Origin of the sequence: Serratia sp. CY71090 (genome assembly GCF_052166845.1) — a bacterium.
Taxonomy (GTDB): Bacteria; Pseudomonadota; Gammaproteobacteria; order Enterobacterales; family Enterobacteriaceae; genus Serratia; species Serratia nematodiphila.
This window is the reverse complement of sequence record NZ_JBJNOA010000010.1, coordinates 200,481-219,611: the sequence shown is the minus strand read 5'-3', so window position 1 is coordinate 219,611 and position 19,131 is coordinate 200,481. Positions and strand designations below refer to the sequence as shown.

Annotated in this window: 22 protein-coding genes; 5 read left to right on the top strand and 17 right to left on the bottom strand. The window is 60.4% G+C overall.

Going from position 1 to position 19,131, the window contains the following annotated elements; all coding sequences use genetic code 11:
* On the top strand, positions 1-134 hold a 134-nt coding region (locus ACJ8OK_RS18920; RefSeq protein ID WP_442530830.1), incomplete at its 5' end, for a transposase.
* A 77-nt stretch (positions 135-211) separates the two neighbouring features.
* On the opposite strand, the gene ACJ8OK_RS18915 is transcribed toward ACJ8OK_RS18920, so the two are convergent.
* Complete coding sequence (locus ACJ8OK_RS18915; RefSeq protein WP_004937111.1) at positions 212-913, bottom strand: pirin family protein; 702 nt, start codon at positions 911-913, stop codon at positions 212-214.
* A 107-nt stretch (positions 914-1,020) separates the two neighbouring features.
* Between ACJ8OK_RS18915 and ACJ8OK_RS18910 the strand changes: the two genes are divergently transcribed.
* On the top strand, positions 1,021-1,917 hold the full coding sequence (locus ACJ8OK_RS18910; RefSeq protein ID WP_004937113.1) for a LysR family transcriptional regulator: 897 nt from the start codon (positions 1,021-1,023) through the stop codon (positions 1,915-1,917).
* Between the two features lie 50 nt (positions 1,918-1,967).
* Here ACJ8OK_RS18910 and ACJ8OK_RS18905 read toward each other — a convergent pair whose 3' ends face one another.
* The 11 genes from ACJ8OK_RS18905 to ACJ8OK_RS18855 form a co-directional block, all read right to left on the bottom strand.
* Complete coding sequence (locus tag ACJ8OK_RS18905) at positions 1,968-2,954, bottom strand: glutathione S-transferase family protein (protein ID WP_004937116.1); 987 nt, start codon at positions 2,952-2,954, stop codon at positions 1,968-1,970.
* Positions 2,955-3,024: 70 nt separating this feature from the next.
* Positions 3,025-3,420, bottom strand: coding sequence for a DoxX family protein (locus ACJ8OK_RS18900; RefSeq protein ID WP_004937119.1), 396 nt, complete (start codon positions 3,418-3,420; stop codon positions 3,025-3,027).
* A gap of 294 nt (positions 3,421-3,714) precedes the next feature.
* Positions 3,715-4,002, bottom strand: a complete 288-nt coding sequence (locus ACJ8OK_RS18895) for a YqjK-like family protein (protein ID WP_004937121.1) — start codon at positions 4,000-4,002, stop codon at positions 3,715-3,717.
* Positions 3,999-4,400, bottom strand: coding sequence for a phage holin family protein (locus ACJ8OK_RS18890; RefSeq protein ID WP_015379160.1), 402 nt, complete (start codon positions 4,398-4,400; stop codon positions 3,999-4,001). The genes ACJ8OK_RS18895 and ACJ8OK_RS18890 overlap by 4 nt, the downstream gene beginning before the upstream one ends.
* A 2-nt stretch (positions 4,401-4,402) precedes the next feature.
* Positions 4,403-4,708: a DUF883 family protein gene (locus ACJ8OK_RS18885; RefSeq protein ID WP_004937125.1), complete on the bottom strand. Its 306-nt coding sequence runs from the start codon at positions 4,706-4,708 to the stop codon at positions 4,403-4,405.
* Positions 4,709-4,872: 164 nt separating this feature from the next.
* A complete protein-coding gene (locus ACJ8OK_RS18880; protein ID WP_346595691.1) occupies positions 4,873-5,244 on the bottom strand; it encodes a DUF1090 domain-containing protein in 372 nt (123 codons plus the stop codon).
* A 243-nt stretch (positions 5,245-5,487) separates the two neighbouring features.
* Entirely contained in the window at positions 5,488-5,862 is a 375-nt protein-coding gene (mzrA, locus tag ACJ8OK_RS18875) for an EnvZ/OmpR regulon moderator MzrA (RefSeq protein ID WP_004937130.1), read from the bottom strand.
* On the bottom strand, positions 5,859-6,539 hold the full coding sequence (locus tag ACJ8OK_RS18870) for a DedA family protein (protein WP_004937132.1): 681 nt from the start codon (positions 6,537-6,539) through the stop codon (positions 5,859-5,861). Before ACJ8OK_RS18870 ends, mzrA begins: the two co-directional genes overlap by 4 nt.
* Before the next feature lie 136 nt (positions 6,540-6,675).
* Positions 6,676-7,122 (bottom strand): hypothetical protein, encoded by a 447-nt coding sequence (locus tag ACJ8OK_RS18865; protein ID WP_033632023.1) that lies wholly within the window; start codon positions 7,120-7,122, stop codon positions 6,676-6,678.
* 186 nt (positions 7,123-7,308) lie between these two features.
* Complete coding sequence (exuR, locus tag ACJ8OK_RS18860) at positions 7,309-8,085, bottom strand: transcriptional regulator ExuR (RefSeq protein ID WP_004937137.1); 777 nt, start codon at positions 8,083-8,085, stop codon at positions 7,309-7,311.
* Between the two features lie 119 nt (positions 8,086-8,204).
* The gene (locus ACJ8OK_RS18855) at positions 8,205-9,503 is read right to left on the bottom strand and encodes an MFS transporter (protein ID WP_015379157.1); all 1,299 of its coding nucleotides are present in this window, start codon (positions 9,501-9,503) and stop codon (positions 8,205-8,207) included.
* Between the two features lie 294 nt (positions 9,504-9,797).
* On the opposite strand from ACJ8OK_RS18855, the gene uxaC reads away from it, so the two are divergent.
* Both uxaC and ACJ8OK_RS18845 read left to right on the top strand, forming a co-directional pair.
* Positions 9,798-11,210, top strand: coding sequence for a glucuronate isomerase (gene uxaC / locus ACJ8OK_RS18850; protein ID WP_021505095.1), 1,413 nt, complete (start codon positions 9,798-9,800; stop codon positions 11,208-11,210).
* A gap of 20 nt (positions 11,211-11,230) precedes the next feature.
* A complete protein-coding gene (locus tag ACJ8OK_RS18845) occupies positions 11,231-12,718 on the top strand; it encodes a UxaA family hydrolase (RefSeq protein WP_442530825.1) in 1,488 nt (495 codons plus the stop codon).
* Between the two features lie 53 nt (positions 12,719-12,771).
* On the opposite strand, the gene sstT is transcribed toward ACJ8OK_RS18845, so the two are convergent.
* From sstT to ACJ8OK_RS18820, 5 genes are all read right to left on the bottom strand, one after another.
* Complete coding sequence (sstT, locus tag ACJ8OK_RS18840; RefSeq protein ID WP_004937146.1) at positions 12,772-14,007, bottom strand: serine/threonine transporter SstT; 1,236 nt, start codon at positions 14,005-14,007, stop codon at positions 12,772-12,774.
* A gap of 262 nt (positions 14,008-14,269) precedes the next feature.
* Positions 14,270-15,238 (bottom strand): TerC family protein, encoded by a 969-nt coding sequence (locus tag ACJ8OK_RS18835; protein ID WP_085337177.1) that lies wholly within the window; start codon positions 15,236-15,238, stop codon positions 14,270-14,272.
* A 251-nt stretch (positions 15,239-15,489) separates the two neighbouring features.
* A complete protein-coding gene (locus tag ACJ8OK_RS18830; RefSeq protein WP_082997306.1) occupies positions 15,490-16,221 on the bottom strand; it encodes a glutamine amidotransferase in 732 nt (243 codons plus the stop codon).
* A gap of 1 nt (position 16,222) precedes the next feature.
* Positions 16,223-17,203 (bottom strand): Gfo/Idh/MocA family protein, encoded by a 981-nt coding sequence (locus tag ACJ8OK_RS18825; protein WP_004937152.1) that lies wholly within the window; start codon positions 17,201-17,203, stop codon positions 16,223-16,225.
* Positions 17,204-17,252: 49 nt separating this feature from the next.
* Complete coding sequence (locus ACJ8OK_RS18820) at positions 17,253-17,759, bottom strand: M48 metallopeptidase family protein (RefSeq protein ID WP_166730367.1); 507 nt, start codon at positions 17,757-17,759, stop codon at positions 17,253-17,255.
* A 149-nt stretch (positions 17,760-17,908) separates the two neighbouring features.
* Here ACJ8OK_RS18820 and rlmG point away from each other — a divergent pair, with 149 nt between their 5' ends.
* Entirely contained in the window at positions 17,909-19,048 is a 1,140-nt protein-coding gene (rlmG, locus tag ACJ8OK_RS18815; protein WP_048325544.1) for a 23S rRNA (guanine(1835)-N(2))-methyltransferase RlmG, read from the top strand.
* The last annotated feature ends 83 nt before the right edge of the window (positions 19,049-19,131 follow it).

The window sequence follows — 19,131 nt, the reverse complement described above, 5'->3', positions numbered from 1 at the left end:
GCAATCATTTTTGGGCAAGGGGATACTTTGTCGATACGGTAGGAGTAAACGAAGAAATTATCAGGCGATACGTGAAGCATCAGGATAAGGAGGACCAAGAGATCGAACAGCAGATGGAGCTGTTGCAGGATTAACTCGAAAATGGCCCCCTTTTAGGGGGCGTCGTGTAAAGCCACCTCCTCAGGAGGTGGTCTTTTACTTTTCGGCCGGCTTACACCGGCAGGTCAATCAGCAGCGCGCGCAGCGGCGTCTCGGCGCGGATCGTCAGGCGGTTTTCCTCACGCACGAAGGCGCCGTCGCCGCAGGTCAGGCGTTGCGCTTCGTGGCGCTCGCCGGTAGCGGCGATGGTGCCGTGAATCGATTGCAAATAGGCGCGCGGCCCGTTAATCGTCAGCGTTTGTTCTTCGCCCGGCTGCAGATCGAGATGGTGGATCCAAACCTGCTGGCGCAGCTGCAGGCTGCCCTGCGCGCCGTCCGGCGAGGCCAGCAGTAAGTTGCCTGCCGCCGGTAGCGCCAGGCGCTGCACCCGCTCGTTGTTGCGTTCCGGGCAGGCGTCCAGCCACAGCTGCAGGCGAGTCAGCGGCGTATCGCTGCTGACGTTCTGTTCGCTGTAACTCAGGCCCGGCTGGGTGGCCAACAGCAGCGCTTCGCCGGCTTTGGCGCGCGCGGTGTTGCCGTCGCTGTCGCGGTATTCCGCCTCGCCCTGCAGGATCAGGTTCAGGATATCCACGCTGGGATAGGTGCGCGGCTGGAACGACGCGCCCGGTGCCAGCACCTCCTGATTCAGCACCCGCAGCGACGCGTAGCCCATCAGTTTGGGATCGAAGTAGTGACCAAAGGAAAAGGTGTAGCGAGCCTGCAGCCAACCAAAGTCAGCTTGCCCGCATTGTTGTGCTGTTCTGCATGTAATCATGGCAATCGGCTCTCTAAATTCATTATCCAAATGGTAAGCATCTGGACGTCGGATTGTTAGCCAGTTAATCTGGTCGGCATATTCAAATTTCCTGACAGAGGGATGTGATGGCCAGAGATCGGGCGCTCACGCTTGAGGCGCTGAGAGTGATGGACGCGATCGACCGGCGTGGCAGTTTCGCCGCGGCCGCCGACGAATTGGGCCGGGTGCCGTCGGCGCTCAGCTACACCATGCAAAAATTGGAAGAAGAATTGGATGTGGTGCTGTTCGACCGTTCGGGCCACCGCACCAAGTTCACCAACGTCGGGCGGATGTTGCTGGAGCGCGGGCGGGTGCTGCTGGAGGCGGCCGATAAGCTGACCACCGACGCCGAGGCGCTGGCGCGCGGTTGGGAAACCCACCTGACCATCGTCAGCGAAGCGCTGTCGCCGCCGAGCCTGCTGTTCCCGCTGGTGGACAAACTGGCGCTGAAGGCCAACACCCAGGTGTCGATTTTCACCGAAGTGCTGGCGGGCGCCTGGGAGCGGCTGGAACAGGGGCGCGCCGACATCGTGATCGCGCCGGACATGCATTTTCGCGCGTCGTCGGAGATCAACACCCGCAAACTGTACAAGGTCATGAGCGTTTATGTCGCCGCGCCGGATCATCCTATCCACCAGGAGCCGGAGCCGCTGTCCGAGGTGACCCGCGTGAAGTACCGCGGCATTGCGGTGGCCGACACCGCCCGCGAGCGCCCGGTGTTGACCGTACAGCTGCTGGACAAGCAACAGCGCCTGACGGTGAGCACCATTGAAGACAAACGCCTGGCGCTGCTGGCCGGGTTGGGGGTGGCGACCATGCCGTATCCGATGGTGGAGAAAGATATCGAGGCCGGGCGGCTGCGCGTGGTGGGGCCGGAATACAGCCGCGAAGCCGATATCATCATGGCCTGGCGGCGCGACAGCATGGGGGAGGCGAAAGCCTGGTTCCTGCGCGAAATTCCGCGCCTGTTCGCGCAGCGCTAACGTCGGTTGGATGACATCCCCTTGCCGGGAGGCAAGGGGATTTTTTTGCCTTAGCCGAAGCGCTGGTCGCGGCCGTGCGGCTCGTCCAGATCCTGCGCCGGCCCGATGGAAATGATGCCGTGGGGGTTGATGGTGGCGTGGCTGCGGTAGTAGTGGTTGCGAATGTGCGGCAGGCTGACCGTTTCGGCGATGCCCGGCATCTGGTAGATGTCGCGCAGGAAACCGTACAGGTTCAGATAGTCGCTGATGCGGTGTTTATCGCACTTGAAGTGGGTGACGTACACCGGATCGAAACGCACCAGCGTGGTCCACAGACGCAGGTCGGCTTCGGTCAGCCGATCGCCGGTCAGGTAGCGATGTTGCCCCAGGATCTGCTCAAGGCGCTCCAGCGCGTTGAATACCCCGTTGACCGCTTCGTCATAGGCTTCCTGGCTGGTGGCGAAACCGGCCTTGTACACGCCGTTATTCACTTGATCGTAAATCCAGCCGTTCAGCTCATCGATCTTACCGCGCAGATCGGTCGGGTAGTAGTCCCCAGCCCGAGCGCCGACGCCGTCAAACGCGCTGTTGAACATGCGGATGATGTCGGCGGATTCGTTGCTGACGATGGTTTGCCGCTGTTTATCCCACAGCACCGGCACGGTCACGCGCCCGCTGTAGTGCGGATCGGCCCGCAGGTAGATCTGGTACAGGAAGTCGGCGTGATACAGCGGATCGCCGGTGGTTTCAGGAAAATCCTGGCCGAAGGTCCAGCCGTTTTCCAGCATCAGCGGGTGCACCACCGAGACCGGAATAATCTGCTCCAGCCCTTTCAATTTGCGCATCAGCAGCGTGCGGTGCGCCCAGGGGCAGGCGAGAGAAACGTACAGGTGATAACGGCCCGCTTCGGCCTGGAAGCCGCCCGCGCCGTGTTCGCCGGGCTGACCGTCGGCGGTCACCCAATTGCGAAACTGAGCGGTTGAACGTTTGAAACGGCCGCCGGTAGATTTCGTGTCATACCAGATGTCTTGCCAAACGCCATCGACGAGTTGTCCCATGGGAATCTCCTTGGTGTCCGAGTGAAAAACGACAGGGCCCGGCATGCCGGGCCCTGAATGACAGTTTAGATTACCATTTCTTGTTCAGAAGACGGTCGATGCTGAAGCCGCCCGGGCCTGCGACCGCCAACACGATGAAGCCGCCGGCGATGGTCAGGTTTTTCATGAACATCAGCTGGTTTACGCCTTCCGCAAAGTCAGTGTGGAACAGCAGCGCGGTCAGGATGGTGAAACCGGCAGTGAACAGCGCCACGGTGCGGGTCAGGAAGCCGAACAGGATCGCCAGACCGCCGCCAAACTCCAGCAGAATGGTCAGCGGCAGCAAGAAGCCAGGCACGCCCATCGATTGCATGTACTGTTGGGTTCCGGCATAAGCGTCACCCATTTTGCCGTAGCCTGCCACGATAAACAGGATTGGCATCAGGATACGAGCAACCAGCAAACCTGTATCTTCTAATTTTTTCATCATCTACTCCAAAGTGTTTTTGTGTGCCTGTTCGGCGGTAGTCATATCAACGGGCGGTATATCGGGTCTCTCACCCTGTCCGGCCCATATCGTATTGATGGAGTGAATGTTAATCGGGAAGTGCTCAGGTTGTTAGCAAGTAAAACTGTCGTAATTTTTCAAAAAATCTGAATCTTTAGCGTGCTAATAAACTGACGCTTGTCAGCAGGTTGCCCAGCCCTCGGGATAAACGGCGCTGTTTTAAGGGAAAAACGAGGGCAGAGCAACAGGATGTTTGAAGGAAAAACGCGGGGCTTACTTGGCGGAGAAGGTCTTTTTAAACAGTCGGATAGCGCTCCAGGCACCGAAAGCGCGACGCGACCAGCGGATCATCTTGCTGGGGTGGCGGATGCCGTACAGCGCCATGACGCTGGAACCGAGTACCAGATAGCGGCGCAGGCCAAAAACGGTCTGCCAGCCGCGGTCAATGCGTTCGGTTTTTTCCAGCCACAAAGACTTGTGTTCGGCCAGATCCAGACGCTGTTGCTGGATCTGGCGAATCAGCCTCTCTTTCTTCCATTCCAGGTAGCGGCGGCGGCTCATGGCTCGCGCTCCAGTTCGGCGCGGTCGAGTTCCAACTGCTTGCGCGTGGCGCCCAGCAGCGTGGTGCGACGGGCCTTGACCAGCGTCCATATGGTGCCGACCACGGCCAGAAACAGCAGCACGCCAGTGGTGGCGCCCAGCGCCACCAGCCGGTAGACCGGATCGATGGCCCAGAAGATCAGGATCAGCAGGCTCATCAAACCGAAGGCGGTGAACAGCAGTGTCATACCGGCCATGATCAGCAGCTGAATGAGGTTGGCTTTCTCCTCTTCCAGCTCGACGACCGCCAGCCGGACACGGGTTTCCACCATGCCGACCAGGATCGTGATGATGCGCTGACCGATATCCAGGACCCCTTTGGCGGGGCCCTGCGCGCGCACTTGCGGTTGTTCAGCCATGATTAGCGACGCGCGAGCAGCACGCCCAACACCACGCCGACCGCCGCGCCGATACCGATGCCGGTCCACGGGTTGTCGCGCACATAGTCGTCGGCCTGGCCGGCGATCTGTTTGGTTTGCGAAGCCAGCTTGTCACCGGCGTCGCTCAGGCGAGCGCGGGTCTCTTTCAGCGCGCCTTCCGCCTTCGAGCGCAGCTTCTCCAGCTCGGCTTTCGGTTTGTCGGTGGAGGAGTTCAGCACTTCCTCCAGCGTATCGGCTAAGGACTTCAGTTCAGCGCGTAAGTTTTCTGCATTTGAATCATGTGCCATGTGATTATTCCTTAACGTTTATTTCGACAGACTTTTAACATAGCGGATTTTTTCGCCGGAGCAAAGGGGTGATGACCAGCAGATAACACCAGACATCAATTCCATATGCTTAAGAAATCCCGTGTGATGGGGCTCTCATCGATAAATCCGCTGGTGTAAAAAAATTATTCCGCCTGGGCGCGTTTCAATTCAGCCTGCGCTTCGGCCAGCTTTTGCTGCTTCTTGGCGACCTTGTCCAGCTTGCCGGTTTGCTGCGCTTCTTTCAGCTCCTGCCGGCGCTCTTCGACCTTGCGCTGTTTCTCTGCGATGTTTTTCTGGCGTTCGGCCTGCAGGCCGGCTTCGGTGCAGTGAGTCTGCACTTCGCTCAGCGCTTTTTTCAGTCCTTCCACGCGGTGGGTGTTGCCGTGTTGGGTGGCGTAGTCAATTTGCTGCTGGATGTCTTGCGCTTTGGCGGCGCAGCCGCCCTCTGCGGCCGAAGCGAGGGCCGGCAGCGTGCAGAGTGGCAACAGCAGTAACAGGGAGTGGCGTAATTTCATCTTTCAGTTCCTTTTTCATGGGATGCCTGAACAGGCACCCGCTTTCCTGACTGCCGAAGGCGGCAGCGCGAGAGGAGGGCGTTCATCGCCGGCTGAAGTTACCCTTCAGCATAGTCATGAAACCGGCGTGCCCCCAAAGAATCAGCCGTGACCCAGTGCTGACTGATTAATTCTTGAGCTAATCGATGCGAATGAAAATGAAGATTATGGCAATGAAAGGAAACCCCTTCATATGAAGGGGGATTATCCCAGATTGAGCGGGGAACGCGCAAATTCGCGCACCCAATGCGACGGCACGGGGGACTCGCTCAATGCGATGTGGTAACCGGGCGGCAGAATGGTTTGCAACGCTTCGCGCGCCAGCAACTGCTGCTCCGGCGAATCCAGACGGATGACCAGGCCATCGCCTTCCGGCGTAATGCTTTTGATGCGGATGCCGCGTTCATCCAGGCGCTGGTAGACATAAAAGCCGTCGGGCAGCGACAGCCCTTGCTGGCTGGCGCGGATGCGCAGCTCGCTCTCGGTGCGCACCATGCAGGGCACCAACAACGTCGCCAACGCCAACAGGGCGAGCGCGATCATCAGGACGTATTGCCAGCGCGGGCGCTTTGCTGTCACGCCCCTTTCCCCGGGTTCTGGCTGTTGGCGCGTTTCTTGCGCCACAACACGATCAGTGAACCGACCAGCCCGACCACCAGCAGTACCAGCGGCAACATCATCAGGCAGAACATCAGCTGATCTTCATACTTGCGGAACACCGGAGTTTTCCCCAGGGCGAAGCCCAGCGTCGTCAGGATCAAGACCCACAGCAGGCCGCTCATCCAGTTGAAGAACTGGAAGCGTGCGTTGCTCAGACCGGACAGGCCGGCGATGGTCGGCAGCAGGGTGCGCACGAAGGCCAGGAAGCGGCCGACCAGCAGGGCGGAAAGGCCGTGACGGTGGAACAGGTTATGTGCACGCTGATGGTAGTGGGCCGGCAGATGCGAAAGCCAGCCTTGCACCGTTCGCGTATTGCCGAGCCACCGGCCTTGTATATAACTGACCCAGCACCCCAGGCTGGCGGCGACGGTCAGGATAACGATGGTCAATGGGAAGCCCATGGTGCCTTTGGCGATCAGCACGCCGACCAGGATCAGCAGGCTGTCACCCGGCAGGAAAGCGGCCGGCAGCAGGCCGTTCTCCAAAAACAGGATCATGAACAGCAGGATGTAGAGGGTCCACACCAACGAAGGGTTCGCCAGCGTCTCAAAATCCTGCTGCCATAAGGCATGTATCAGTTCTTTAATGATGTCCATCCGGTGTTCCTAAAACGTCATTGTTTATTTTTATCTCAGCGGCGGAGCGGGCGTGAGCTGAAAGCGCGCGGCGATCCTGAGTGCTGATAACGATGAAACGGCGTTGCTTTAAGGTTTCTAAGCGGTGCGACACCGGTCATAGGTGGTAAGTCAGCGTGCCACGGTACAGCATGTTACTTTCTTTCCAACCGGCCTGGCGACTCTGTTGCCTGGAGGCGTCCAGCATCCAGTCGACCTGGGCAAGCCGGTTGGGGGCCGGGGTGTCCTGGCGGGGGAAGCGAATTCGGTAACTCGGCTCTGCGGCCAGGGTATAGACCGGCGCCGCCAGGGAGGATGCGAGCAGCGAACCGGAGAAAGAGTGCGCTCTGGGCAGCAGCAGCGGCAACTTGCCGGGGGCTTTGCGGCGCGCTTCAGCCGGCGCCCGATACACATGATCATAGGGGGAAAGCGCCGGCTCCGCCAGCAGCTGCAGGCTGCTCAGCGCGCTGGGGGTTGGCTTGGGTGACGCCACGCATAACTGTTGGCCGGAGACCGAACCGGTCCAGCAGAAAACAGCAATCAGCATGGCAAACAACCAGCGCATTTATTCGCGTCCCGCCCCCGCAGCAATGGGTAAAAAAGTGGGCTAACTCTACCAAAATAGCACGATTGGCAACAGGGAAATCTACGTTGCCGACGGTGAAATAGTACACGGCAAACGGCGGTTCCGGCATCGATTCAGCGGATTTTACATTACCTGACATAAGCCGACGGTTTTTGACCGCCGTGGCTATTTCGGCTCGTGGTTCACGCCATCCAGATGCACCACTGGATTCTCGGCGAACAGGTAGCGATCGGCGTTGTATTCGAAGTCATCGCTGGTGGCGTTGAACAGCATCTGTTTGGTGTTTTCCAGGTGCTGCCACATCGCCAGTTTGGCGGCGTAAGGGTCTTTGCGCATCAGCGCCTTGAGGATCTGATCGTGATCGTCACACCAGCTGGCGATCGAGCGTTCGTCGATATGCTCGTGCAGCTTTTTCCAGTAAGGGTTGTTGACCCGCTGCACCCACATTTTTTCCACGATGGTGGCCATGGCGGTGTTCTGGGTGGCCAGCGCCACCTGCACGTGGAACTTCAGATCCCACTGCGAGTCGCGGAAGCGATCCTCTTTACGGGCGTGCTCCTGGATCTCCATCAACTGCACGATATCTTGTTTGGTCACCTGGGTGGCGGCGAACTCGGCGATGTTGCTTTCAATCAGCTGGCGAGCCTGCAGCAGCTCAAACGGGCCGGCGGTGGCGAACTCGATGCTGTCGCCCGGCACCACCAGGTGCTTTTGCTGGTTGGACACCACGTGGATCCCGGATCCCTTGCGCACGTCTACATAGCCTTCCACTTCCAGCATGATGATCGCCTCGCGCACCACGGTACGGCTGACATTCATCTCTTCGGCGATGTATCGTTCGGCCGGCAGCTTGTCGCCTACCGGGTAGCGGCCGCTTTCGATGCGTTGCTTAAGCTCGGCGGCCAGTTGCTGATACAGGCGTCTGGTTTCGGTGAATTCCATAGTGAATGCTCTATACGGTGCGGTGGGAAGGGGCGCGTGGCCGTCGGATTTGTTATACCACTTATTCGGCACCGCTGCCAGAGGAGCAAGAGGCCCGGCGCGGCGGCCGGGCGGCGGGATCAGCTGCGCGCCGGGGCCGGTTGCAGCGTGGCCGGCTGGGTTTCGGCGGCCGGACGGTTTTGCAACACCGTCCAGATGACGATGGCGCCGAGAATGTCGAAGACCGACAGCGCGGCGAACAGCGGGCTGAAGCCGAGGGTGTCCGCCAGGGCGCCGACCACCAGGGCGAACAGCGTGCTGGCTGTCCAGGCCGCCATGCCGGTGAGGCCGTTGGCAGTCGCCACCTCATTGCGGCCGAACACGTCGGAAGAGAGGGTGATCAGCGCGCCGGACAGCGCCTGATGGGCGAAGCCGCCGACGCACAGCAGCGCGATAGCCGCGTAAGGGCTGGTGAACAGGCCGATCATGCCGGGGCCGATCATCAACACCGCCCCCATCGTTACCACCAGCTTGCGTGAGACGATCAGGTTGACCTTGAAATACTTCTGGAACAGCGGCGGCAGATAACCGCCGACGATGCAGCCGAGATCGGCGAACAGCATCGGCATCCAGGCGAACATGGCGATCTCTTTCAGGTTAAAACCGTAGGCCTTGAACATGAACAGCGGGATCCAGGCGTTGAAGGTGCCCCACGCCGGCTCCGCCAGAAAGCGCGGCAGCGCGATGCCCCAGAACTGGCGGTTGCGCACGATCTGCCAGGCGGACATCTTTTTGGCGTTAGAGGTCTGGTGCTGGGCTTCCTGGCCTTCGAGGATGTAACGGCGCTCTTCCTGGCTCAGTTTCTTCTGATCTTTCGGGTGTTTGTAGAACAGCAGCCAACAAATGGCCCAGATCAGGCTCAGCACGCCGGTGATGATGAACGCCATTTCCCAGCTGTGCGCCACGATGGCCCATACCACCAACGGTGGGGCGATCATGCCACCGATCGATGAACCCACGTTGAAATAACCGACGGCGATCGAACGCTCTTTGGCCGGAAACCACTCGCTGCTGGCCTTCAGCCCGGCGGGGATCATCGCCGCTTCCGCCATGCCGACCGCGCCGCGCGCCAGCGCCAGGCCGCCCCAGCTGTTGGCCAGCGCGGTGCCCATACAGAACAGCGCCCACAGAATGGCGAACATGGCGTAACCGACCTTGGTGCCCAGCACGTCCAGCACATAGCCCGCCACCGGTTGCATCACGGTGTAGCAGGCGGAATAGGCGGCGACGATATAGGAATACTGTTGGGTGGTGATGTGCAGCGTATCTTCCAGCGTCGGCGCCGCGACGGCGATGGCGTTGCGGGTCAGGTAGCCCAGCACGGTGCCGATGGTCACCAGTCCGATCATGTACCAGCGTAACCCTTTAATTTTACGCATCCGAAATGTCTCCCCGTTTGAAGGTGTGGCCGTCGATGCGGCTGGCGAGACAATAACCTGTCATACAGGTTTAAAAGTTGAGTGATATCACAAAAGGAATTATTCGCCTGAGCGATACTGTCGCCGGTGAAATAGTGCGTTTACGCCGCACATTTGCCGTAAAATTGAGCGAAAAAGGGATTGAAGGACCTTAAATCAGCAGCTCATGGGAAAAATTTGCTGGACGCTTGTGAGAATTGGTGTGATAACTTTTGTGATTCGAACCCGTGCCGCACGGCAAGTAAGGAGCCCGAGATGGCGACGTTTTTGAGCGAAGATTTCCTGCTGGACAACGAATTTGCCCGGCGCTTGTATCACGACTATGCGGCGCCACAGCCGATTTTCGATTATCACTGCCATTTGCCGCCACAGCAGATCGCGGAGAATACCCGCTTCAGCAACCTGTACGATATCTGGCTGCGGGGCGATCACTATAAATGGCGGGCGATGCGCACCAATGGCGTGGCGGAGCGGCTGTGTACCGGCGATGCGGGCGATCGTGAGAAATTCGACGCCTGGGCCGCCACGGTGCCGCATACCATCGGCAACCCGCTTTATCACTGGACGCATCTGGAGCTGCGTCGGCCGTTCGGCATCACGGATACGCTGCTGTCGCCGGCCACGGCGGATGAGATCTGGCAGCGCGGCAATGCGCTGCTGGCGCAGGATGAGTTTCGCGCGCGCGGCATCATGCGGCAGATGAATGTGAAAATGGTCGGCACCACCGACGATCCGATCGACGATCTGCGCCATCATCGGGCGATCGCCGACGATCGTGGCTTCGATATCAAGGTATTGCCGAGCTGGCGGCCGGACAAGGCTTTCACTGTCGATGCACCGGGCTTCAATGACTATCTGCGGCAGCTGGAGGCGGCGGCGGATACCGTCATCGGCCGCTTCAGCGCGCTGTGCGACGCCCTGTACAAGCGCATGGATCACTTCGCCGCCCACGGCTGCAAGGTGGCCGACCATGCGCTGGACGTGGTGGTGTTCGGCGAGGCCGATGAAGCGGCGCTGGATGCGATCCTGCTGCGCCGCCTGAACGGCGAGCTGCCGACGCCGGAACAGAGCGCCCAGTTCAAAAGCGCGGTGCTGCTGTTCCTGGCCGGCGAATACCGGCGCCGCGGCTGGGTGCAGCAGTATCACATCGGCGCGTTGCGTAATAACAACAGCCGCATGCTGGCCGCCGTCGGGCCGGATATCGGTTTCGATTCGATCAACGATCGGCCGCTGGCGGAGCCGCTGTCGCGGCTGCTGGATGCCCAGGCGCGGCAGGGCGGCCTGCCGAAAACCATTCTCTACTGCCTCAACCCGCGCGATAACGAAGTGATCGGCACCATGATCGGCAATTTCCAGGGGGAAGGCACGCCGGGCAAGATGCAGTTCGGTTCCGGCTGGTGGTTCAACGATCAGAAGGACGGCATGCAGCGCCAAATGACGCAGCTGGCGCAGCTCGGGCTGCTGAGCCGCTTCGTCGGCATGCTGACCGACAGTCGTAGCTTCCTGTCGTACACGCGCCATGAATACTTCCGCCGCATTCTTTGCCAGATGATCGGTCGTTGGGTGGCGGACGGCGAAGCGCCGGCGGATATCGCGCTGCTGGGCGAAATGGTGAAAAACATCTGCTTCGACAACGCCAAAGACTATTTCGCCATTGAACTGGCGTAGCCGTTATCCGGGACCGGTTTATGCAAAGTACGATAAAGATTCACGAGCAGGATAACGTGGCGGTGGCGCTGCGCGATCTGGCTGCCGGAGAGTGCGTTGAGCTGGAAGGCGCGGTCATCCAACTGGCGCAGCCGGTGGCGCGCGGGCACAAATTTGCGCTCGACCCGATCGCCGAGGGCGAAGACATCATCAAATATGGCCAGCCGATCGGCCATGCGCTCGCGGCCATCGGGCCGGGGGAGCATGTTCATTCGCAAAACGCCAAAACCAACCTGAGCGATCTGGACAGCTACCGTTACCAGCCGCAATTCCCGACGTTGCCGCCGCAGGCCGCGGATCGCGAGGTGCAGTTGTACCGACGGGCCGGCGGCGAAGTGGGGATCCGCAATGAGCTGTGGATCGTGCCGACCGTCGGCTGTGTCAACGGTATCGCTCGCCAGATCCAGCAACGCTTTTTGCAGCAAACGCAGGCAGAGGAGATCGACGGCGTGCATCTGTTCAGTCACCCGTTCGGCTGCTCGCAGCTGGGGCAGGATCATGCCAACACCCGCATCATGCTGCAGAACCTGGCGCGCCATCCCAACGCCGGCGCGGTGCTGGTGATCGGGCTGGGTTGCGAGAACAATCAGGTGGATGCCTTTCGCGCCACGTTGGGGATAGAGGACGAGCGGCGGCTGCGCTGTATGGTGTGCCAACAACAGGACGACGAAGTGGAAGCCGGGCTGGCGCTGTTGCACGAGCTGTACCGGGAGATGCGCCACGATCGCCGTGAGCCGGGCCGCCTGAGCGAGTTGAAGTTCGGCCTGGAGTGCGGCGGTTCGGACGGGCTGTCGGGTATCACCGCCAACCCGCTGCTGGGGCGGTTCTCCGATTATGTGATCGCCAACGGCGGCACCACGGTGCTGACCGAAGTGCCGGAGATGTTCGGCGCCGAGCGCATTCTGATGAGCCGCTGCCGCGATGGGGAGACCTTCGACAAAACCGTCGACATGATCAACGATTTCAAACGCTATTTCATCGCCCATCAACAGCCGATTTATGAGAACCCGTCGCCGGGCAACAAGGCCGGCGGCATCACCACGCTGGAGGAGAAATCGCTCGGCTGCACCCAAAAGGCGGGGCTAAGCCAGGTGGTTGACGTGCTGAAATACGGCGAGCGGCTGCGCGTGCCGGGGTTGAATCTGCTCAGCGCGCCGGGCAACGACGCCGTGGCGACCAGCGCGCTGGCCGGCGCCGGCTGCCATATGGTGCTGTTCAGCACCGGGCGCGGCACGCCGTACGGCGGCTTTGTGCCGACGGTGAAGCTGGCGACCAACAGCGAGCTGGCGGCGAAGAAACCGCACTGGATCGATTTTGACGCCGGCAGTCTGATCCACGGCGTGGCGATGGAGACGTTGCTCAGCCGCTTCATCGATCTGATTGTCGAGATCGCCAACGGGCGTCCGGCGCGTAATGAAACCAACGACTTCCGCGAGCTGGCGATCTTTAAAAGCGGGGTGACGCTGTAAGGCTGACAAAAAAGGCGCTCGAAGGAGCGCCTTTTTGATGAAGCAACGCGCGATTAACGCACCTTCAGCGGATCTTCGTTCGCCAGCCGCTGGTCTTCCGCCTGGCAGGCCGCGGCGGTGAACAGCACGTCGGTGGAGGAGTTGAGGGCGGTTTCCGCCGAATCCTGCAGGACGCCGATGATAAAGCCGACCGCCACCACCTGCATCGCCACGTCGTTCGGAATGCCGAACATGTTGCACGCCAGCGGGATCAGCAGCAGCGAACCGCCGGCCACGCCGGAGGCGCCGCAGGCGCAGAGGGCCGCCACCACGCTCAACAGCAGGGCGGTCGGGACGTCCACCGCGATGCCCAGCGTGTTTACCGCCGCCAGCGTCAGCACGGTGATGGTGATCGCCGCGCCGGCCATGTTGATGGTGGCGCCCAGCGGGATGGAAACCGAGTAGGTGTCCTCATTCAGGTTCAGCTTCTTGCACAGTTCCATGTTCACCGGGATGTTGGCGGCGGAGCTGCGGGTGAAGAAGGCGGTCACGCCGCTCTCGCGCAGGCAGGCGAACACCAGCGGATACGGGTTGCGGCGGATCTTCCAGTAAACGATCAACGGGTTGAGCACCAGCGCCACCAGCAGCATGCAGCCAAGCAGCACCATCAGCAGCTGGGCGTAGCCCCACAGCGCGCCGAAGCCGGTTTCCGCCAGCGTGGAGGCCACCAGGCCGAAGATGCCGAGCGGCGCACAGCGGATCACCGCGCGCACCACCAGCGTGACCGCATGGGACATGTCGTTGATCAGCCCCTTGGTGGTCTCGGAAGCGTGGCGCAACGCCAGCCCCAGACCGACGGCCCAGGCCAGAATGCCGATGTAGTTGGCGTTAATCAGCGCATGGAACGGGTTGGCCACCACGCTCATCAACAGGCCCTTCATCACCTCCACAATGCCGCCCGGCGGGGTAATGTCCGTCGCGCCGGTGGTCAGCGCCAGCGTGGAAGGGAAGATAAAGCTGACGACCACCGCCACCAGCGCGGCGGCAAAGGTGCCCAGCAGGTAGAGGAACAGGATCGGGCGAATGTTGGTCTTCTGCCCCTGTTTATGGTTGGCGATCGAGGCCATGACCAGAATCAGCACCAGCACCGGCGCCACCGCTTTCAGCGCGCCGACGAACAGGGTGCCGAGCAGGCCGACCGCCGCCGCCGCCGCCGGTGAAACCAGCGCCACCAGAATGCCGGCCACCAGGCCGACCATGATTTGTTTGACCAGGCTGCCCTGCGTGATCTTTTGTAGTAGTTTTTGCATAGTGCTTTCTTCCTGATGTTATCTGGCCGCCGCGGCGGGAACGACGCCGGGCAGCTTTATATGATTCTGTAACTAAGTGTGTTTGCCGAATCAGTATTCAGCAATCGAATGATGTTGGAAAGAGGCGAGGGTGAAATTCTGAGCGCGGATCAACACTTGATAACATACTGGTTACATTTGTGTGATCGCAATAACGTTTGGCGTTTTGGGGGAATTGCCAAACAATCACGGGGCGACTAGCGCCCCGGATAACAGATTATGGTTATTTCTTCGCCAGGCGATCGTTGCGGTGATTGACCCAGGCGTTGATCAGCAATGTGAACGTCAGGATGCCCGCCACCACGCCGAGCGACACGCCGATCGGGATGTGGAAGAAGTCGATAATCAGCATCTTGATGCCGATAAATACCAGGATCACCGACAGGCCGTATTTCAGCATCGAGAACCGTTCCGCCACGTTGGCCAGCAGGAAGTACATGGCACGCAGGCCCATGATGGCGAACAGGTTGGAGGTCAGGACGATGAACGGATCGGTGGTCACGGCGAAGATCGCCGGAATGCTGTCCACCGCGAAAATCACGTCGCTCAGTTCCACCAGGATCAGCACCAGCACCAGCGGGGTGGCGAACAGAATGCCGTTGCGGCGCACGAAGAAACGCTCGCCTTCCAGACTGTCGGTCATGCGCAAGCGGCTGCGCAGCCATTTCACCAGCGGTTTGTCGCCGATCGCCGAGTCATCTTCCTTCGCCAGCGCCATTTTAATACCGGTGAACAGCAGGAAAGCGCCGAACAGATACAGCAGCCACTGGAACTGGCTGACCAGCCAGCTGCCGGCGAAGATCATGATGGTACGCAGCACGATCGCGCCCAGCACGCCGTAGATCAGCACCCGCCGTTGCAGGTTGGCCGGCACGGCGAAGTAGCTGAACAGCATCAGCCAGACGAACACATTATCCACCGCCAGCGCTTTTTCGATCAGGTAGCCGGTCAGGAAGGCCAGCGCCTGGGTATCGGCGACGGCGCGCCCGGCGGTTTCATTCAGGTAGTACCAGAAACCGAAGTTGAACAGCAGGGAGAGGCTGACCCACACCAGCGACCAGCTGGCGGCCTGCTTCATAGTCATGGTGTGCGCGCCTTTACGGCCCTGCAACAGGAGATCGATTGCGAGCATCACGACTATGACGGCGGCAAAGCTGCCCCATAACCACGGTGTGCCAACGGAAGTCATCATCAGAGGTATCCTTCAAAACAAAAACGGCCAACGTCGGAAGACGCCAGCCGCTCTGTGAACGCTGCAAGCAAACCTCGCCTTCCGGCAAGGTCTCACTTACAACGTTGATGAAGGTGGTTACACCTTTGACATCAGGTTGCCCGGTAACCGGATGCTTGCGCATCGTAATGACGATTGACCGGCAATGAAGTTACTCCCCTTTGCAGAGCAGAAAGTAATGCAAAATGTGTCGGCGGTCAACGTGAATCGCGTTAACCGGCCATCGCTTTTTGCGCGCCGAGGCTGACGACGAATCCCTGCAGCAGCAGGCGGCTGAATGGCGTGTCGCTAACCTGTTGTTGTTGCTGTTGGTAGCGGGCCTGCTGCTCGGGATGCAGCTCGCCGAGCCACTGCAGATACTGGCTCATCACCGCGCCGTTGAATTCCGGGTGGAACTGGGTGGTCAGGGCGTGATCGCCATAGCGCAGGATTTGGTGCGCGTCCTGCTGCGAACGCGCCAGCGTCTGCGCGCCGGCGGGCGGCGTCAGCACGCTCTGCGAGTGGATCAGGTTGGCCTTGAAGCGCGGCGGCAGCAGGGTGAGCCGCCGATCGTCGGCCGCGGCGGGCAGCAGTTCGATCTCCAGCGTACCCACCTCCATGCCCTGCGGGTGGTAACCCACTTCGCCGCCGAGCGCGTAGGCCAACAGCTGATGGCCGTAGCAGACGCCGAACAGCGGCAGTTTGATCGCCATCGCCTGGCGCAGCCATTCGGCGGCTTCCTCGCTCCACGGCAGCCGTTCGGTCACCATCGCCGGCGAGCCGGTGATGACTACGCCGCAATAGGCGGCAGGCGGCAACGGCCGTTCGCCGGCGGGCAGGTGCACGATGTGCGCGCGTTCGGCGTCGATATTGCCCTGTTGCAGGAACATGCCTTCAAAGTTGGCCAATTTCTGACGAATGGCCTGCGGCGCGTCGCCGGTTTGCATCACGAGCAGCGGTTTCATCTCATTCTCCGTCGGCGGGGAAGACAACGCCGGTCTGGCGGCGGATATCGGTCAGCAGGCGGGCGACGATCAGCGAATTCTCCAGCCCCGGATGCTCCACCCGGTGATTTTCCACCAGCTCGGCAAAGGCCAGCGCCTCATACAGCATGGTGTTGATGTGTTGCGGCTGGCTCAGATCTTGACGGTTGCCGCCGCGCGGCGTCAGCGCCACGCCCTGGCACTCGGAAATCTTGTCGATAATCAGCGTGCCTTCCTCCCCCTGGATCTCGCTGGGGATCGCCGAGTCGCTGACCTTGGAATGGGAAAGCGTGACGTCGAAATCACCGTAGTTCAGGCAGACGGTGCCGTGGGCGTCAACGCCGGTATCGAGCAGTGTGGCGCTGGCGAGCACCGACTGCGGCGCGCCGAACAGCGCTACCGCGCTGGCCAGGCAGTAGTAGCCGATATCCATGATCGAGCCGTTGGAGAACTGCGGGTTAAAGGTGTTGGGGTTCTCGCCGGCCAGGTAGCGCGGGTAGCGCGAGGAGTATTGGCAATAGTTGATGAAGGCTTTGCGCAGCCGGCCGACGTTCGGCAATGCCTGTTGCAGCGCCAGAAAATTCGGCAGATAGGCGCTTTTGAATGCCTCGAACAGCACCACCTGGTTTTCCCGCGCGCAGGCTACCAGCTGTTCCGCTTCGCGCTGGTTGGAGGCCAGCGGTTTTTCGCAGATCACGTGCTTTTTATGGCGCAGGAACAGCAGCGATTGCGGGCAGTGCAGGGAATTGGGGCTGGCGATATACACCGCGTCTATGGCATCGGACTGGGCCATTGCCTCGAGCGAGTCGAAAAACTGCGTGACCTGATAGTTGGCGCCAAACGCCTGCGCCTGCTCCAGCGAGCGTGAATACACGGCGCTCAGCTTGAGTTTGCCGCTTTCATGGGCGGCATCGATAAAACGTTCCGTAATCCAGTTGGTGCCGACAACGGCAAAGCGAATCATAGCGAGCTCCGGTCCAGCCTAAAACCGCAGATTATCACGCCCTCACTCGCTATGCATACAGCTCGCCGAACAGCGAAAGGTGCGTCAGATACAGCCGGGTATCGAACTCCAGCTGGTGATAATCGGGCTCCATGTGGCAGCACAGGCTGTAGAACGCCTTGTTGTGATCTTTCTCTTTCAGATGCGCCAGCTCATGCACCACGATCATGCGCAGGAACGGCTCGGGCGCGACCTTGAACACCGTCGCCACGCGGATTTCCGCCTTGGCCTTCAGCTTGCCGCCCTGCACGCGCGAGATGGCGGTGTGCAGGCCCAGCGCGTGCTTCATGACGTGGATCTTGCTGTCGTAAGCCACCTTGCTCAGCGGCTGGGCGTTGCGCAGATACTGATTTTTCAGATCGACGGTAAACTGATACAGCGACTTGTCGGTGGTGCAGTCGTGCACCTGCGGATAGCGCTGCAGCAGCACGTCACCCAGCCGGTTTTGATGGATCAGTTGTTGCACCTGGCTTTGCAGATGCACCGGGTAGCCTTGCAGGTAGGTCAATTCAGACATTCTTGTTCCGTATCAACGGCCATTCAGCCGGTCATTCTATGCTGTTTTTTCGCTCAAATCCTGACATACGCAATTTATCCGAAAAAACATTTTACTGACGGGCGTTTTTAGGGGATAAACAGCCCAAATTTTATCAGTCAGGAGGGGCAATGAGCCAACTCGATCTGGGAACACAGCAACTTGAGCTGGAGCGTTATCCCCAACAGGAAGAATCCACCCAACTGCAGGCGTGGGAAGCGGCGGACGAATATCTGCTGCAACAGCTTGAAAACGTAGATATCGGCGGCCGCCCGGTGCTGATTTTCAACGATAACTTCGGCACCCTGGCCTGTGCGTTGCACGCGCATCGCCCTTACAGCGTCAGCGATTCGTACATGAGCCAGCTGGCGACGCGCCACAACCTCAAACTCAACGGTCTGGATCCCGAGCAGGTCACGCTGCTGGACAGCCTGGCCGAGCTGCCGGCGGCGCCGGCGGTGGTGCTGATTCGCGTGCCGAAAGCGCTGGCGCTGCTGGAACAGCAACTGCGCGCGCTGCGCCACGTTGTGACCGAAGACACGCTGATCGTTGCCGGCGCCAAAGCGCGCGACGTGCACACCTCGACGATGCAGCTGTTTGAAAAGGTGCTGGGCCCGACGCGCACCAGCCTGGCGTGGAAGAAGGCGCGCCTGATCTTCTGCCAGGCGGCGGACATCGTCCCGCCGGCGGCGGCGGAAACCACCAACTGGACGCTGGACGGCACCGATTGGCTTATCCATAACCACGCCAACGTCTTCTCGCGCGGCAGCCTGGATATCGGCGCGCGCCTGTTTATGCAACATCTGCCGCGCGGCCTGAACGGCCATATCGTCGATCTGGGCTGTGGCAACGGCGTGATTGGCCTGACGGCGCTGGCGCAAAACCCGGAAGCGCAGGTGACCTTCGTCGATGAATCTTACATGGCGGTGGCCTCCAGCGAGCTGAATGTGGAGCACAACCTGCCGCAAGAGCTGGACCGCTGCCAGTTTGAGGTGAACAACGCGCTGGCGGGCATCGAGCGTGAAAGCGTGCAGGCGGTGCTGTGCAACCCGCCGTTCCACCAGCAACACGCCATCACCGATCACACCGCCTGGCAGATGTTCTGCGACGCTAAGCGCTGCCTGCAGGTGGGCGGTGAACTGCGCATTGTCGGCAACCGTCACCTCGACTATCACCAGAAGCTCAAGCGCCTGTTCGGCAACTGTACGCTGGTGGCCTCGAACAAGAAGTTCGTGATCCTTCGAGCGGTGAAATCCGGCGCGCGTCGCTGAGCGTGAATAACAAGGGGCGCCGGGCGCCCCACAGGCTGTAGACAAAGGGGGAAAAAGCGTGGTTTTTCCCCCTTTGTGGATAT

Bases quoted from the DNA above. Each gene is read 5' to 3' on its own strand.
- ACJ8OK_RS18915 (WP_004937111.1), bottom strand. From the start codon at position 913: ATGATTACATGCAGAACAGCACAACAATGCGGGCAAGCTGACTTTGGT.
- ACJ8OK_RS18910 (WP_004937113.1), top strand. From the start codon at position 1,021: ATGGCCAGAGATCGGGCGCTCACGCTTGAGGCGCTGAGAGTGATGGAC.
- ACJ8OK_RS18905 (WP_004937116.1), bottom strand. From the start codon at position 2,954: ATGGGACAACTCGTCGATGGCGTTTGGCAAGACATCTGGTATGACACG.
- ACJ8OK_RS18900 (WP_004937119.1), bottom strand. From the start codon at position 3,420: ATGAAAAAATTAGAAGATACAGGTTTGCTGGTTGCTCGTATCCTGATG.
- ACJ8OK_RS18895 (WP_004937121.1), bottom strand. From the start codon at position 4,002: ATGAGCCGCCGCCGCTACCTGGAATGGAAGAAAGAGAGGCTGATTCGC.
- ACJ8OK_RS18890 (WP_015379160.1), bottom strand. From the start codon at position 4,400: ATGGCTGAACAACCGCAAGTGCGCGCGCAGGGCCCCGCCAAAGGGGTC.
- ACJ8OK_RS18885 (WP_004937125.1), bottom strand. From the start codon at position 4,708: ATGGCACATGATTCAAATGCAGAAAACTTACGCGCTGAACTGAAGTCC.
- ACJ8OK_RS18880 (WP_346595691.1), bottom strand. From the start codon at position 5,244: ATGAAATTACGCCACTCCCTGTTACTGCTGTTGCCACTCTGCACGCTG.
- ACJ8OK_RS18870 (WP_004937132.1), bottom strand. From the start codon at position 6,539: ATGGACATCATTAAAGAACTGATACATGCCTTATGGCAGCAGGATTTT.
- ACJ8OK_RS18865 (WP_033632023.1), bottom strand. From the start codon at position 7,122: ATGCGCTGGTTGTTTGCCATGCTGATTGCTGTTTTCTGCTGGACCGGT.
- exuR (WP_004937137.1), bottom strand. From the start codon at position 8,085: ATGGAATTCACCGAAACCAGACGCCTGTATCAGCAACTGGCCGCCGAG.
- ACJ8OK_RS18855 (WP_015379157.1), bottom strand. From the start codon at position 9,503: ATGCGTAAAATTAAAGGGTTACGCTGGTACATGATCGGACTGGTGACC.
- uxaC (WP_021505095.1), top strand. From the start codon at position 9,798: ATGGCGACGTTTTTGAGCGAAGATTTCCTGCTGGACAACGAATTTGCC.
- ACJ8OK_RS18845 (WP_442530825.1), top strand. From the start codon at position 11,231: ATGCAAAGTACGATAAAGATTCACGAGCAGGATAACGTGGCGGTGGCG.
- sstT (WP_004937146.1), bottom strand. From the start codon at position 14,007: ATGCAAAAACTACTACAAAAGATCACGCAGGGCAGCCTGGTCAAACAA.
- ACJ8OK_RS18835 (WP_085337177.1), bottom strand. From the start codon at position 15,238: ATGATGACTTCCGTTGGCACACCGTGGTTATGGGGCAGCTTTGCCGCC.
- ACJ8OK_RS18830 (WP_082997306.1), bottom strand. From the start codon at position 16,221: ATGAAACCGCTGCTCGTGATGCAAACCGGCGACGCGCCGCAGGCCATT.
- ACJ8OK_RS18825 (WP_004937152.1), bottom strand. From the start codon at position 17,203: ATGATTCGCTTTGCCGTTGTCGGCACCAACTGGATTACGGAACGTTTT.
- ACJ8OK_RS18820 (WP_166730367.1), bottom strand. From the start codon at position 17,759: ATGTCTGAATTGACCTACCTGCAAGGCTACCCGGTGCATCTGCAAAGC.
- rlmG (WP_048325544.1), top strand. From the start codon at position 17,909: ATGAGCCAACTCGATCTGGGAACACAGCAACTTGAGCTGGAGCGTTAT.